This window comes from Prosthecobacter fluviatilis (assembly GCF_055388355.1).
Genome location: NZ_AP043782.1, coordinates 3,498,076 through 3,512,499, shown reverse-complemented (window position 1 = coordinate 3,512,499; position 14,424 = coordinate 3,498,076). Strand labels below are relative to the sequence as shown.

7 protein-coding genes and 2 pseudogenes are annotated in these 14,424 nt (G+C 59.7%); 4 read left to right on the top strand and 5 right to left on the bottom strand.

Features of this window, described 5'->3' with window-relative positions:
- Positions 1 to 55: 55 nt before the first annotated feature.
- The gene (locus ACZ5WW_RS13575; protein ID WP_377168442.1) at positions 56 to 1,234 is read right to left on the bottom strand and encodes a Gfo/Idh/MocA family protein; all 1,179 of its coding nucleotides are present in this window, start codon (positions 1,232 to 1,234) and stop codon (positions 56 to 58) included.
- Positions 1,235 to 1,343: 109 nt separating this feature from the next.
- Here ACZ5WW_RS13575 and ACZ5WW_RS13570 point away from each other — a divergent pair, with 109 nt between their 5' ends.
- On the top strand, positions 1,344 to 3,947 hold the full coding sequence (locus ACZ5WW_RS13570) for a serine/threonine-protein kinase (RefSeq protein WP_377168440.1): 2,604 nt from the start codon (positions 1,344 to 1,346) through the stop codon (positions 3,945 to 3,947).
- Between the two features lie 413 nt (positions 3,948 to 4,360).
- On the opposite strand, the pseudogene ACZ5WW_RS13565 reads toward ACZ5WW_RS13570, so the two are convergent.
- Positions 4,361 to 4,672, bottom strand: a pseudogene (locus ACZ5WW_RS13565) (HNH endonuclease); the annotation flags it as partial.
- 265 nt (positions 4,673 to 4,937) lie between these two features.
- The gene (locus ACZ5WW_RS13560; RefSeq protein ID WP_377168438.1) at positions 4,938 to 5,162 is read right to left on the bottom strand and encodes a hypothetical protein; all 225 of its coding nucleotides are present in this window, start codon (positions 5,160 to 5,162) and stop codon (positions 4,938 to 4,940) included.
- Between the two features lie 1,189 nt (positions 5,163 to 6,351).
- On the opposite strand from ACZ5WW_RS13560, the gene ACZ5WW_RS13555 reads away from it, so the two are divergent.
- A complete protein-coding gene (locus ACZ5WW_RS13555) occupies positions 6,352 to 7,251 on the top strand; it encodes a DNA-methyltransferase (RefSeq protein WP_377168436.1) in 900 nt (299 codons plus the stop codon).
- Positions 7,252 to 7,264: 13 nt separating this feature from the next.
- Positions 7,265 to 8,983 carry a ParB N-terminal domain-containing protein gene (locus ACZ5WW_RS13550; RefSeq protein WP_377168434.1) on the top strand — a complete coding sequence of 573 codons (1,719 nt, stop codon included), beginning with the start codon at positions 7,265 to 7,267 and terminating at the stop codon, positions 8,981 to 8,983.
- A gap of 109 nt (positions 8,984 to 9,092) precedes the next feature.
- Here the strand turns inward: ACZ5WW_RS13550 and ACZ5WW_RS13545 are convergent, their stop codons facing one another.
- Positions 9,093 to 10,664 (bottom strand): glycerol-3-phosphate dehydrogenase/oxidase, encoded by a 1,572-nt coding sequence (locus ACZ5WW_RS13545; RefSeq protein ID WP_377168432.1) that lies wholly within the window; start codon positions 10,662 to 10,664, stop codon positions 9,093 to 9,095.
- A 1,189-nt stretch (positions 10,665 to 11,853) separates the two neighbouring features.
- Between ACZ5WW_RS13545 and ACZ5WW_RS13540 the strand changes: the two are divergent.
- Positions 11,854 to 12,237, top strand: a pseudogene (locus ACZ5WW_RS13540) (FKBP-type peptidyl-prolyl cis-trans isomerase); the annotation flags it as partial.
- A gap of 298 nt (positions 12,238 to 12,535) precedes the next feature.
- Here ACZ5WW_RS13540 and ACZ5WW_RS13535 read toward each other — a convergent pair.
- Positions 12,536 to 14,317 carry a metal-sulfur cluster assembly factor gene (locus tag ACZ5WW_RS13535; RefSeq protein WP_377168430.1) on the bottom strand — a complete coding sequence of 594 codons (1,782 nt, stop codon included), beginning with the start codon at positions 14,315 to 14,317 and terminating at the stop codon, positions 12,536 to 12,538.
- Positions 14,318 to 14,424 lie beyond the last annotated feature (107 nt).

Below are 14,424 nucleotides of genomic sequence, written 5' to 3'. Positions count from 1 at the left end.
GAACGAGCGCAGCTACCGCTTTCGAGCCGGTGAAGCGTGCGCAAACACAGCCCCTCTACACCTTCACCCACGCACCTTTCTCGGTGCTCTCCAGCATCGCCTCGCAGAGCTTGATCTCATGGTGGCCGTCCTCGGCCGTCGCAAACAGCACTGGTGTCTGTTTTCCGCTCGCGATGTGCTCATACACGGCACGGTAGTGCATCTTGTGCGCGTCGCTGAAACCTTCCGCATGTCCGGGCGGATAGTCGGTGTAGTTGGAGACGTCTTCGAGGAAGCCGGGGGTGCCACGGTGCATGATCTGGTTCGGCTCATCGCGCCGTCCCACCAGGATCTCGTTCGGCTGCTGCAGGTCCCAGCGCACGCTGCCCTTGGTGCCGTAGATGCCGAAGCTCAGGCTGCATTTCCAACCTGCCGCCACTTGGGAGATGCTGGCATTCGCATGCACCCCATCTGCAAAGCCGTGCTTCGCCTTGCCAAATTTCAGCAGCACGCTGCCGAAGTCTTCCGTATCCACCTTGTAGTCCACCATCTTCTTGGGGTCCACTTTGGAAAAGGTCTTCACCTCACCCTTCGGGCGCTTGCGTGTTTTGTAGAAGGTTTCCACGTGGGCAAAGACGCTCTGAGCCTTCGCGCCGAGCACAAAGCTCACGGCGTCGATCCAATGGGTGCCGACATCTCCCACGGCGCGCAGTTTGCCGCCTTCGCTTGCAAGGATGCGCCAGTTGTAGTCCGTTTCATGCAGCAGCCAGTCCTGGAAGAAGTGGCCTTGGACGTGGATGATTTTGCCGAGGTCGCCGCGAGCGACCATGGCGCGCATCTGGAGGATGGCGGGAAAGAATCGGCACACGTAGTTCACTGCAAAAACCGGGCCCTTCTTGCCGCCCTTGCGCACGGCATCGACGACGAGCTGGGTGTCCTTCGCGGTCATGCCCAGCGGTTTTTCGCAGATCACGTGCTTGCCCATCTCCAGGGCCTGCAGGCACTGCTCCACATGCACCTTGTTGGGGGAGGTGATGTGCACCACGTCGATGTTCGGGCTGGCATACATGGCCTCATGGTCGTAGTCGCCGTAGATTTCCGGGATGCCCCACAGATTGCCCACCTGGCGCGCGCTTTTGGTGGAGCCGCAGATGCCGTTCACGGTCACGCCGAGTCGCTTAAGTGCCTCAATATGAACGGGGCCGATGAAGCCGGTGCCGATGATGCCGGCGCGGAGGTGGTGAAGGGGAGTCATGCCGGTCAGTGAAGCGCGAGGAGGGGCTTGGTCAATGCGGCAAAGCACTCGCTGCATGAATTGATGGATCATTCCCCGTTCTTAAGGATATTCAGTTCTGCCTTCGTCCATGTCTGACGCCTCCCATGCCTTCTCTGATGAAGCCGCCGCCGCTATGCTGGGGGGCGGCCTCGAGCCCCTGGAGGCGGGCGATGAAAAGCCCGGCTCCCAGCTCGGCCCCTACCGGCTGGTGGAAAAGCTGGGCGAAGGGGGCTTTGGCATCGTCTGGCGGGCGGAGCAGTCCCAGCCGGTGAAGCGGGAGGTGGCGCTGAAGCTCCTGAAGCGTGGCATGGACTCCCGCCAGGTGCTCGCGCGGTTCGAGCAGGAGCGCCGGATGCTCGCGGCGATGGAACATCCGTGCATCACGACGATTCTGGATGCAGGCATGTCCCCGGACGGGCGGCCGTTTTTTGTGATGGAGCTGCTGCGCGGCAGGCCCATCACCGCGTTTTGCGAAGAGCACCACCTGCCGCTGAAGGAGCGCATCCGCCTCTTTCGGGAGGTCTGCAGCGGTGTGCAGCACGCGCACCAGAAGGGCGTCATCCACCGGGATCTGAAGCCTTCGAACATCCTTGTTTTGGAAGTGGATGGCAGGCCGGTGCCCAAGATCATCGATTTTGGCATCGCCAAGGTCCTCGCCTCCGGAGATGTCCAGGGCATGACCTTCGCCACGCAGGCGAATTTCATTCTCGGCACCCCGCAGTACATGTCCCCGGAGCAGATCGAGGACGTGGGCAGCGTGGACACGCGGAGCGACATCTACGCGCTGGGCACGGTGCTGTACGAGATGCTCGCCGGCCACCCGCCCTTTGCGGAGGTGACCCAGCAGGGCCAGACCCGGCAGGAGTTCTGGCGCCTTGTTCGTGACAAAAATCCGCCACGTCCTTCCACCAGTTTCACCACCCGGATCCTTCCTGCGCCTGAGCCCGGCGCTGAGAGGCGCATGGATGTGTCCCAGCTCCCGGCGGACCTCGACTGGATCGCCCTGCGTGCGCTGGAAAAGGAGCCGCAGCGCCGGTACCAGAGCGCGGCGGAGTTTGCCGCTGATCTTCAATGCTTTCTGGAGGGTGCGCCGGTCTCCGCGCATCCGCCCAGCCGGCGCTACATCGCCTCGCGCTGGATCAGGCGCCACCGGGTGGCCTTTGCGGCGGCTTGCGTCAGCGTGCTTGCCTTGGTCACAGGGGCGGGCGTGGCCATCTGGCAGGCGAAGCTGGCGCGCGAGGCGCAGGGGCGGGCGGAGTCCGAGGCGCTGCGCAGCCGGGAGTCCGCCACCTTCCTCACGGACCTGCTCAAGGAAGTGGCTGAAGAGGTGCGCAACGGGCGGAACCCGGAGGCATTGCGGCTGGCGCTCATCACCAGCCAGCAGCGCATCGAGGACATGCGGCAGGACCCGGACCTGCAGATCGAGCTCATGAACCAGGTGGCCCGCCTGTTTGATCTGATGAGCGACCGCAAGCTGTCGCTGGTGGCACTGCGACGCACGGCGGAGCTTTCTGCCGCAAGGCTGGGGCCGGAAAATCCCGCCGCGCGCGAGGCCGCCTTCCAGCACATCATCATGGCCGTGGATCACGGCTCACGGATCGAGGCGGTGGACCTGCTGAAGGCTCTGCGCAGCCACATCGAGCAGCATGAGGGGCGGGGCAGCGCGGTCTGGTTCCGGGCGCAGGGGATGCTGGTGCGTGCGTGGATCAAGCTGCGCCGGGGGCAGGATGCCGCCCAGGCCAGTGCGGAGGCGGTGGCTGTGGCGCGGCAGAAGGCGCTCAGTGGCACGGAACTGCACAAGATTCTCATGTCGCATGCCGAGGCGCTGGAGGCCGCGCGGGAGTATGATGCGGCGGAGAAGCAGATCCAGGAGTGCATCGCCCTGGCCACACGGCGGGGAGATCTCCCGGACCACCAGTGGGAGTTCGACACACGGATGGTGGAGCTCATGATCCATCGTGGCAACCTGGCGCGTGCTGCGGAACTGCAGGGCAAACGGGTGCAGGGCCTGAAGAAGACGGAGCCGGACAGCGCCGACCTGCCGCATCAGATGGTCTGGCTGGCGGAGATCGAAAACCGCGCCGGGCGGCACCGGGAGGCCATCGCCCAGGCGGAGGAGGCCCTGACGCTCATCCAGGCGCGGACTGCGGCCATCTCCCAGGAGGACGCGCGGGCGGACACCCTGCGGGAGCATCTGCAGGCGGCGTTTGAGATTCAAAGTGCAGCGTATCGCAGCCTGAAGCAGTTCGATGCAGCGCTGGCCGCTGCGAGGGAGGGGCTGCGGGTGGCGCAGCAGGGGGGCACGGAGACGCTCATGACGCGGGCGCTGGCGGCGCTGGCCGGGGCGGAGGAGGCGGCGGGGCACCTGGAGGAGTCCTGGCAGCTTCACCACCAGATCTACGAGAACCACGCGGAGCACAACGCGAGCTACAAGAACCGTTTGGACGATCTGCGGGAGATGACGCGTATCCGACTGAAACAGAAGCGTTTCCAGGAGGCCCTGGCGCATGCGCGGGATGCCTGGCGGCAGACGCTGGCGGAGCCGTCGTCCAGGCTGGAGCCGGATTACCTGGAGTACATGGCGGAGTTCGCCCTGAAGACCTGGAAGACTGTGAAAGCGGCGGACCCGACGGCGGTGGCCCCGGAGGAGGTGGGGGCCTGGGCGAAAGCGATGAAGGGTGCCCAGGGGTGAGGGAGGTCAAGAATCGTCATGGTGACGGGTGTGGACAAAGGGGCGTTTGGGTGTGTCGGATCTGGCAATGTTGCAGGTTGGTTGCGGGATCGAGGACTCTGTTCTTGGTTCTTGGTTCTTGGTTCTTGGTTTTTGACGGCGTTGTGGAGCCGCGCAATCGCGTTTTGATGGACTGATGCTCGATGCCATTCGCCCGGATGGGTGGGGATGGTCCGGCGGGTTCAAGGAGGCGCTGAGGCTGATGGAAGTGATGTTGTTTTCACCACAGGGTCCAAGCCGAGGGCACAGAGATCTGATCTGGACCAAGCGGGGGGCCGGAGTTTTTGGGCCACTGAGGGGACACTGGCTGGCACTGATCCGTGGGACGAACGATTTTGCCGCAGAGGGGGCGGAGGTTGAAACTGGGAGGGGAGCTAGACGGGCGGCGGGAAGAGATCGAAGTGGGCTTCGGCGGCGCGGACGCGGAGGCGGCGGGGATGATTCAGGTCGAGGGCGCTGATGGTGGCGCGGCCGGTGGGGGGGAGGCCGAGGATGCGGGTGTCCTGCCAGGTGAAGTGATCTGACCAGGGGTGCTGGCGCGGATGGTAAAGGGGTGCCGAAAGTCCCGTATCGGGATCGGTGGCATGAGAACGGTCTGATTTGTGGAGATTGCAGCCGGGACAGGCGAGGGCGAGGTTTTCGGCTGTGGTTTCGCCGCCGCAGGTGCGCGGGACGACGTGCTCGAAATGAAACGTGGTGCCCTAACAGCCTGTTGAAAAACTCCATCTGGAGTCTTTAAGGCGGCGGAGCATGACTGGCTGCGTTGAGCGGCTTGCCGTTATCTCCTTCGATAGCGACTGCGCCACTCGCCTTGCCATCCATGCTCCGGCGCTCTGAAATCCTCACAGCCGAGTTTTTCAACAGGCTGCTAAAGTGACTGGCTCATCCGGCAGTACTCGCAGCGACCACCGGCGCGTGTCTTGACGAGTTCAGCCAGTGAAGCGGGGAGGCTCATGCGGGCCGACGACCGAGGAGTTGGAGGGCCTCGGCGCGGAGCAGGGAGATTTCCTCGCTCCACGCGGCGAGGGCGGCGAGCTCCTGCTTTTGGGCGGGCTGGAGGAGTCCGTCGTTGTTGCGGTCCATGAGTTCCTGCAGATGCCGGTCCGTCTCTGGCGGCAGGCGCAAATCACCGATGGAGCGGATCCATGTCTCGGGTGCGGGAATGGTGGCAGGCATGGGGGAAAATCGAAGATGGGCTTGGTTTGTCAATGGGCATCGAGGCAGGAGCTGGACTGGCCGAAAAAGAGGAAAGAGGGGAAAAAGAGGAGTTACTGATTCCGGATTTTTTTGCGCCGCAGAGATTTTTCTGAGCCGGATCTGGGTGGCCGCAAAGAGGCGCAAGAAGGGCGCAAAAAAGAGGCCGGAATTTCAGCTCAGAAACAGAGATGACGGCCTACGGAACATACTGAATACACAGAGCCGAACGAAGTGAACCGGAGCGCAGTCAACCCGGATGGGCGGGACGTGACAGCGGGGCGAAGGGGGCGCTGGGACGTTCGTTTTTGCCGCAGAGGGGCAGAGGGGGAGTTGACGGTGGTTTAACGTTTTTGACGGTGGTTGACGGTGGTTTGTCGGAATGCTGAGGCCAGGGAGCTGAATCTTGGAGGCTTTGGTCGTGGGGGCGTGAGGGAGATGCGAGGGGTTGCGGGGAGAAGGGTTTTTAACCGCTGATAGGACGCTGATGAGACGCTGATAAAGGCACCAGATTTGATTTCACCCCCGAGGCCGAGCCGAGGGGCCGGAGAGAGGGCTGAAGGAGACGGTGAATTTGGGGAGGTGATCCTGGGGACGTGAGCTGTGCTTGTTTGCGGCTCTCTGTTCTCGGTTCGCAGTTCTCTGTTTTAGGACTGGGCCATCGGGGGCGATGGGGTGTTCGGTTTTGCCGCAGAGGGGCAAAGAGGCAGAGGGAGCGGAGGGTGAGAAAGGGGGAGAGTTTGGCTTCGCCTGTCTCGCAAAGCTCGGCTCAAGTTGCCGGAGAAGCAGCGGAGGATGAGGCGGGGGCGGGGACGCTGAAGGGGCGGCCGTGGGGAAGATCCTGGCCTGGCTTTTGCGCGGCTGGATCGGGTCCGTTGGGTGATTCTCGTGATCTGCCGATCAACACTCTGCGTTGATCAGGCTAGGTAATGCTTGGCATCATTTTGTCGAAGAGTCGTGGCACATTCAAGGAGAGGGAAATCACAGCCGAGGGCTATTCTACAATAGTTATTTCCTCCTTGCCCCTCTGATTAAAACTCGCTTGATTGAGTGAGTTCTTTGCCGGACAGCCAAATGGAAATAACAAAATTTCTCAAAACGAAATACAGTTCCGTCCTTGTGCGTTAATTGGTTGCAATACTCCACTTTCTTCGCAGGCTCCCACTTGCATATGCTAATTTCTAAGAAATATGCCCATGATCAACAATGCGTTCTCTACCCCGGAGATTGCTTCAAACTGATCAGGAGCATTCCTGATGAATCGATTGATCTGACCATCTCATCACCGCCCTACTGCATGGGCAAAGAATATGAGACCTCAACCAATTACGAAGACTTCATCAGTTTACATGAAAAGCTGATTCCAGAGCTTTTTAGAATCACCAAACCGGGTGGCAGCATTTGCTGGCAGGTTGGGTTCCATGTTGCCTCTAGTGTGGTGACACCGTTGGATTATCTGGTTTATTCTACATTTGGAAAGTGTGAGGGGCTTTATCTGCGCAATAGGATCATTTGGACATTCGGACATGGCCTTCACTGTCAAAAGAGGTTTAGTGGCCGCCATGAAACGGTGCTGTGGTTTACGAAAGGGAAGGATTTTGATTTTAATTTAGACGAAGTCCGAGTACCTCAAAAATACCCAGGAAAGCGTTCCTACAAAGGCAGTAACAAAGGACGGCCGAGCGGCAATCCAAAAGGAAAAAATCCGGGTGACGTATGGGAAATACCTGCCGTTAATGCCCGCCACTCGGAGAAAACTGACCACCCATGTCAGTTTCCGCATGCAATTGTTCAAAGACTAATTCTTTCTTTAACCAAACCTGGGAACCTTGTTTTCGATCCTTTTTTTGGGTCTGGAACCACGGCTGCTGCTGCAATTGTCGAAGACAGACGTTTTGTGGGTTCCGAACTAAATAAGTCTTACTACGCAATCGCGAAGCAACGTTGCGAAAAAGCTATGTCTGGAACCCTCGTATTCAGACAACACGATAAACCAATCGATGAGCCCAACCCGGCAACTAAAGTTGCACAGGTGCCCGCTTCATTCAGGGAGGTAAACAAGAAACTTTGAATGAGAGATATATATGGCCGACGACAAACAACAAGGGCGAAAAAGGCGCAAGCGGAAGAAAAGAAAATCCACTCCCCAAGAGCTGGAACAACGGGCGCTCAGAAAAGACGTGCGAGCTGTTTTTAGTGATGCCGGTTTTAAAAAGGTGCTCTCAGTGAGTGATAAGGAGTTTAAATTCAAAGATCGAAAGGGAGACTTTGATGACATTTTTGTGTATAAGAATGTAATTGTTCTCGCAGAGTACACTTGCAGCTCAGAGTCGAATGTATCGGATCATTTATTGAAGAAAAAGGTACTGTTTGATTTAATCAATTCTGATCAGCAGGCGTTTCTTGAAATGCTTGAAACTACTTTTCCTACATTTGCTGATGCTCGTGATACAATCTATTCCGATCAAGATTGCAGGATTAAAATTTTATATTGCTCACGACATAACCTGTTGAATGAGCATAAAATTCATCTGCCTGAAGTGGTTTTTTTCGACTATCCTATTCTTCGCTACTTCAAGATTGTTACCGCTGCAGTTAAAAGATCTTCGATCTATGAATTTCTACATTTCATTGGTTTGTCTTGTAAAGATATTGGATTCAACGCAAGCTCAAAGAAAGATGCAACTGGGTTTGTCCTCCCGGAGTCCTACAGTAGTTTTCCGAAAGGTTATAAGGTAGTAACATTTTACATTGATGCTGGCTCTCTATTGGAGCGGGCTTATGTCTTACGAAGCGATGGGTGGAGTGATGCTTTTGGAACTTACCAACGAATGATCGTGCCCGCGAAAATTGCTAGTATGAGAAAGTATTTGAATTCAGAAAGACGGGTTTTTGTCAATAACGTCATTGCAACGCTACCATCCGGCACAAAGATTCTTGATGATAAAGGTGATACGGTTCAACCAACGGCCCTCACTCAGATACAGAGCGCAACGATTCAAATTCCGAGAGGATTTAACACTGTAGGATTAGTCGATGGTCAGCACCGAGTATTTTCATACCATGAGGGTGGCGAATATGAAGAGGTGATTGCCCAATTGAGGCAGAAGCAAAATCTCCTTGTTACAGGAATTATTTATCCGATTAAAGCGACAGAGCTTGACCGAATGAAATTTGAAGCCCGGCTTTTTTTGGAAATTAATTCGACTCAATCCAATGCAAAGTCGGACCTAAAGCAGGCAATTGGGCTGGTACTAAAGCCATTTTCTTCGGAATCGATTGCAAAGGCTGTTATTCACAAAATGAATTGCCGCTCACCTCTTGAAGGCTGCTTCGAAGAATATTTCTTTGAGAAAGATAAAGTAAAAACAATGTCTATTGTCAGCTACGGCCTTAAACCTCTCGTCAAACTTAGCGGCAATGACAGCTTTTATTCTATATGGGATGATCCGCAAAAGAGTAACCTATTAAAAGAAGACGACCGTCCTCTTTTAGAGAAGTATATTGACTACTGTTCGAGTCAGATTTGCATTTTCATGAGTGCAGTTAAAGCATCAATATCGCCATCACACTGGACAACGGATAAAAAGTGTAAAGAGAAGATATTGACGACAAGTGTTATCAACGGGCTGGTTATTTGTCTAAGGCTTCTGATCCAGAATAACATGATTTCTGACTTTGCTGGGTACAAGCGAAGCCTTGCTAAGCTTTCTAGCTTTAACTTTTCCCAATATAAGTCTAGCCAATATGCTGCAATGGCTCGGGATTTATATTCAAACTTCTTTGAGACAAAAGACGGATAGAAAATATATCTGTCCAACTTTTGCATAAGCTTTCTTCTTCGAGCTTCGTAGGACAGGTCGCGCTTCGAACTGTGCGGTGGCAGGACGACCAGTTCAACTTAAACGCGGCTCACCCTTCGAGGATGTAGCCGCAGGCGAGTTTTTGGAAGCGGTCGACTTCGTGGGAGGTTTTTTCGGGGGTCCAGGAGAGTTGGGGGGCCATGAGGGCGGCGACGTGGGGGGCGGCGGACATGCTTGCTTGAGCATCGAGGAGGAGGGAGCGGCTGCGGCGGGCGAGGACGTCGCCGACGGTGCGGGCCATCTCGTGGCGGGCGTGGAAGATGACTTCGGCGCCGATGAGGTCGAGGCGGGGGTGGACTTTGGCGGCCCAGGCGGGGTTTTCTGAGGCGAGGGCGCGGATCTCGGCGGCGTCGCTGCCGTAAACGGCGAGGGGATCGTGGGGAGGGAGGACGGTGGCGGAGCCGTGGATCATGAGGGTGTGGGTGGTGCAGTGGCGGAGGCCGATGCCGCCGACCATTTCGGCGTGGTCGATGACGTCCTCCGCCATGCGGCGGTAGGTGGTCCATTTGCCGCCGGTGATGGTGATGAGGCCGGAGTCTGCGACGAGGATGGTGTGATCGCGGGAGAGGGCGGCGGTGGAGTGGGCGTCGGCATTTTTCATGGCGACGAGGGGGCGGAGGCCGGCGTAGATGCTGAGGACGTCTGAGGGGAGGGGATCGCGGGTGAGGTAGCGCGCGGCGTGGGTCATGAGGAACTCGATTTCATCTGGGAGGGCATGGGGCTCGAGGGTGGCGTGCTGGACGGGGGTGTCGGTGGTGCCGATGATGACGCGGCCGTGCCAGGGGACGGCGAAGAGGACGCGGCCGTCGTCGGTCTTGGGGATCATGATGGCGGAGTCGCCGGGGAGGAACTCGCGGGGGAGGACGAGGTGGACGCCCTGGCTGGGGGCGACGATGGTGTCTGCCTTTTGGTCGTCCATGCGGCGGATGTCATCGACGAAGACGCCGGTGGCGTTGATGACGGTGCGGGCGCGGATTTCGTGCTGGAGGCCGGTTTCGACGCATTCGGCCTGGAGGCCGATGACGTGGCCGTTTTTCTCTTTGAGGAGGCCGACGCAGCGGGTGTGATTGAGGACGATGGCGCCGTGGGTGACGGCGGTGCGTGCGAGGTGGATGGCGAGGCGGGCGTCGTCGAACTGGCCGTCGTGATAGACGACGCCGCCGGTGAGGCCTTCGGTTTCGAGGGTGGGGAGGTGCTCGATGATTTCGTCGCGGGAGAGGTAGCGTGAGGGCTCGAGGCCGAGCTGGCCTGCGAGGGTGTCGTAAACCTTCATGCCGATGCCGTAGAAGGGGCCCTCCCACCAGTGGTAGCTGGGGATGACGAAGGGGAGGCTGTGGACGAGGTGGGGGGCGTTGCGGACGAGGAGGCCGCGCTCGCGGAGGGCCTCGAGGACGAGGGAGACGTTTCCCTGCTTGAGGTAGCGGACGCCGCCGTGGACGAGCTTGGTGGAGCGGGAGGAGGTGCCTTTGGCGAAGTCTGACTGCTCGATGAGGACGACGGAGTGGCCGCGTGAGGCGGCATCGACGGCGGCGCCGAGGCCGGTGGCGCCGCCTCCGATGATGGCGATGTCGAAGGGGCCGGTGTGGGCGGAGAGCTGGGAGAGGAGGCGCTCGCGGTTCATGGGATTTGGGGGGAGTTTAGGGGGAGCGCGGGGGAAAGGGAAGGGCGGAGTGAGGGAGGGGGCGAGGGGGGGAGATGGGGGGATTGGCCGCAAGGAGGCGCAAAGGGGCGCAAAAAAGGGGGAGGGGGAAGACGGAGGGGGGCGGATGGATTGGCCGCAAGAAGGCGCAAAGAGGCGCAAAAAGGGGAGGGGGAAGACGGAGGGGAATGACGAATGAGTAAATCCGAATGACGAAATAATGACGAATGTCGACGCTCGAAGGGCTGAGTTCGGTGTGGCTGGCGATGCGTGGGAAAGGGACTTGGTGCCGCAGAGGGGCGGGAATGGATGGGCGGCAAGAAGGCGCAAAGAGGGGAGGGGGAAGACGGAGGGGGGCGGTTGTTTGCGGTGGTTTGCGGTTGTTTGCGGTGGTTGAGCCGGAGAAGGGGAGATAGTCGGACAATGAGACAATCAGATGGGGAGAGGGATTGGCCGCAAGGAGGCGCAAAGAGGCGCAAAAAAAGGGGGAGGGGGAATGACGGAGGGGGGCGGATGGATTGGCCGCAAGAAGGCGCAAAGAGGGGGAGGGGGAAGACGGAGGGGGGAATGACGAATGAGTAAATCCGAATGACGAAATAATGTCGAAGGTTGGGCGCTGGGGGCGGAAGGTTTGGCCGCAAAGGGGCGCTAAAAGGGAGGGAAAAACGGGATGGTTGAGGAGAAGAGGGGGACGTGGGTGTGGCGGGCAGGGAGTGTGCGGAAGGGTGGGTGTGGCGGGGTGCTGCGGAATGAATTCCGCGCTCCTGGGGAGCATTCGGGGGTCGACAAGTGGTGGCGGGGTGCTGCGGAATGAATTCCGCGCTCCTGGGGAGCATTCGGGGGTCGACAAGTGGTGGCGGGGTGCTGCGGAATGAATTCCGCGCTCCTGGGGAGCATTCGGGGGTCGACAAGTGGTGGCGGGGTGCTGCGGAATGAATTCCGCGCTCCTGGGGAGCATTCGGGGGTCGACAAGTGGTGGCGGGGTGCTGCGGAATGAATTCCGCGCTCCTGGGGAGCATTCGGGGGTCGACAAGTGGCAGCGGGGTGCTGCGGAATGAATTCCGCGCGTTCCTGGGGAGCATTCGGGGGTCGACAAGTGGTGGCGGGGTGCTAGGGGTGGGACCCCCCAAGTTAACCAACCTCTTATTTACTGAATTCCATGTCCGACATCGCTCTCGCCAAAGGTGAAAAATTTCTCGAAGACAATGCCAAGAAGGAGGGCGTGGTGGTGACGGCCAGCGGGCTGCAGTACCAGGTGATCACGCCGGGAACGGGGAAGAGCCCGAAGGCGACGGACGTGGTGGAGGTGCACTACGAGGGGACGCTGATCGACGGGAAGGTGTTTGACAGCAGCTACCGCCGGAAGGAGTCGATCGAGTTTCCGCTGAACCGTGTGATCGCGGGCTGGACGGAGGGTGTGCAGCTGATGCAGGAGGGGGCGAAGTACCGCTTCTTCATCCCGTCGAAGCTGGCGTATGGCCCGCGTGGTGCGGGACGTGACATCGGGCCGAATGAGGCGCTGATTTTCGATGTGGAGCTGATCAAGGTGAAGTGAGGCGCTTGGCGCGGTTCTTTGTTCCTTGTTCTTGGTTCTTTGTTTTTTGTTTTTTGTTTTTTGTTGCTGGGCGGTGCTGCGGTGCCGCCCAGTTTTTTTGTGGCGGTGTGGGGGGAGAGCCTTTTCATTTTGATGTGGCTAGGCGGAAGACTCTTTTTGAGTGGGATGGGCAGGGTTCGTTGGTCGGGGGGGGATGGGGGTGCGCTGGTCGACAGACATGAGTGTCTGTCGTACTTCAATCCATGTGTGCAGGCTGGGCTGTGGGTGACATGGAGGAGTGCGATGGTTTTGACATGCTCTAGGTGTCGAGGCCGAGCTTGCGGCGGCCTTCGTCGGTGAGGCGGTTGGAGGACCAGGCGGGGTCCCAGACTTGCTGGACGACGACGTGTTTGACGCCGGGGACTTGGAGCAATTGGGGCTCGACGGGGTGGGTGTTGCCGCCGGATCCGAAGGTGAAGAAGCCGAGGCGGGGGCGGCCGCGATGGGGCATGGACATGAGGAGGTGGACGGTGTCGCCACGGACGCGGATGTCGTGGACGAGGCCGAGGTCGACGACGCTGATGCCGGCGGTGTAGAGCTGCTCGTCTTTGCACTCGCGGAGGGCGTCCCAGAGGGCCTGCTTGGGGATGGGGCTGTCGCCGGCTTCGCCGGGGCGGGCGAGGCGTGTGGTCTGCTTTGGCGGGGTGATGCCGTGGGGGATTTCGCCGGGGGAGAGGTGGAGGGGATGGGCGAGGCAGTGGCGGAGGGCTTCGATCTGAGCGGGGCCTTCGGCGGCGGTGAAGGGGATGGCGACGTAGGCGTTCTTTTGGTGGAGGATGGCTCCGGCGGGGACGACTTTCTGGGGCAGGGGGTAGCGGCTCCAGACGTGGCCGTGCCAGCGGTAGAACATCTGCGGTGAGCCGGAATGCCGGGGCTCGGGCATGCCCTGGGCGGTGTGCTCGAGGTAGAGGGCGACGAAGGAGTCTTTGCTGTCTTTGTTGGCGAAGCCGACGGCCCAGATGTTGTCGCGCTGCCTGGGGTCGACGGGGCCGCTTTGCAGTTTGCCATCGGGGCCCATCCAGAGCATTTCGGTGAAGGACTGGCCGGAGAAGACCCACTCGTCATCGCGGAGTGCTGCGGCTTCGAATTCCTTGATGACGTGCATGCGGCCGAGCTTGTGGAACCAGGGGATGCCGGCGTAGAAGCGGTACTCGACTTCGATGTGGAGGCGGCTGGGGGAGAAGACGGGATGGACGGGGGAGTAGGGGAAGCCCCAGCGGCGGACGATGGTGCAGAGGGGGCCGCGGATGACCTCGTAGTCGGGGCAGCGCTCCCAGAGGGTGATGCGCATCTTTTGGAAGTGGCCTGCGGTGGCGTAGTCGTGGGCCCAGTCGATGCCGGGGGGCTCGCCGTGGCCTTCGCCGCCGGCGAAGAGCTCGAGGCCGTGCTCGCGCTTGAGGGTGATGCGCTCGAGCTGGCCCATCTGGTGGGAGAGGGAGGCCTTGTAGGTGTCGTTTTCGATGTCGAGAGCGTAGCCTTCGCCGCGAGTTTGGAGGTCGGTGAGGTAGGCGGGGAGCTCGGCGTCGGGATTGCCGTAGAAGAGGAGGTAGGTCTGGCGGAGGTGGGCGGCGCCCTGCGCCATGAAGAGGACGTGGGCGAGGCGCTCGGGGCCGCGGCGGACTTCGCTGTGCGTCTGGCTGGGGATCTCGAGAAGGGTGTGGTCGGGCTGGATGCGTGCGACGCGGACTTCGCGGGTGAGGGAGACGGCCTGATCTGCGGCGCAGCTGAGGAGGACCTCGACGGGCTCGGGGGCGCGGTCGAGGCCGATGGTTTCGTCGAGGGTGAGGACTTTGCAGAACTGCCAGCCGGAGGCCCAGGTGCGCCAGGGGGGAGGCAGGGAGGAGACGGGGACAAACTGTGCGGTGGGGACGAAGGGGGTGCCGGGGTGTGCGCCTTCCTCCTGGGCCTGGAGGGTGGTGGTGCGGAGGGAGTCTGTGAGCGAGCGGACGAGGCGGAAGTCTTTGTTTTTCCAGGCTTCTTCGAGCAGGCGCAGCTTGGTCTCGAAGCTGTCGGTTTTTTCCCAGTAGGTGTTTTCGCTCATGTGATGGGGTGGGCGGGGGTGGTGAGGAAAATAGGGGGAGCGGGGCGCTGATCTTTCCGGCTTTGGAGGCTTTGGATGAAATGCGTGGGGGGGCGTGGGTGGGGGCT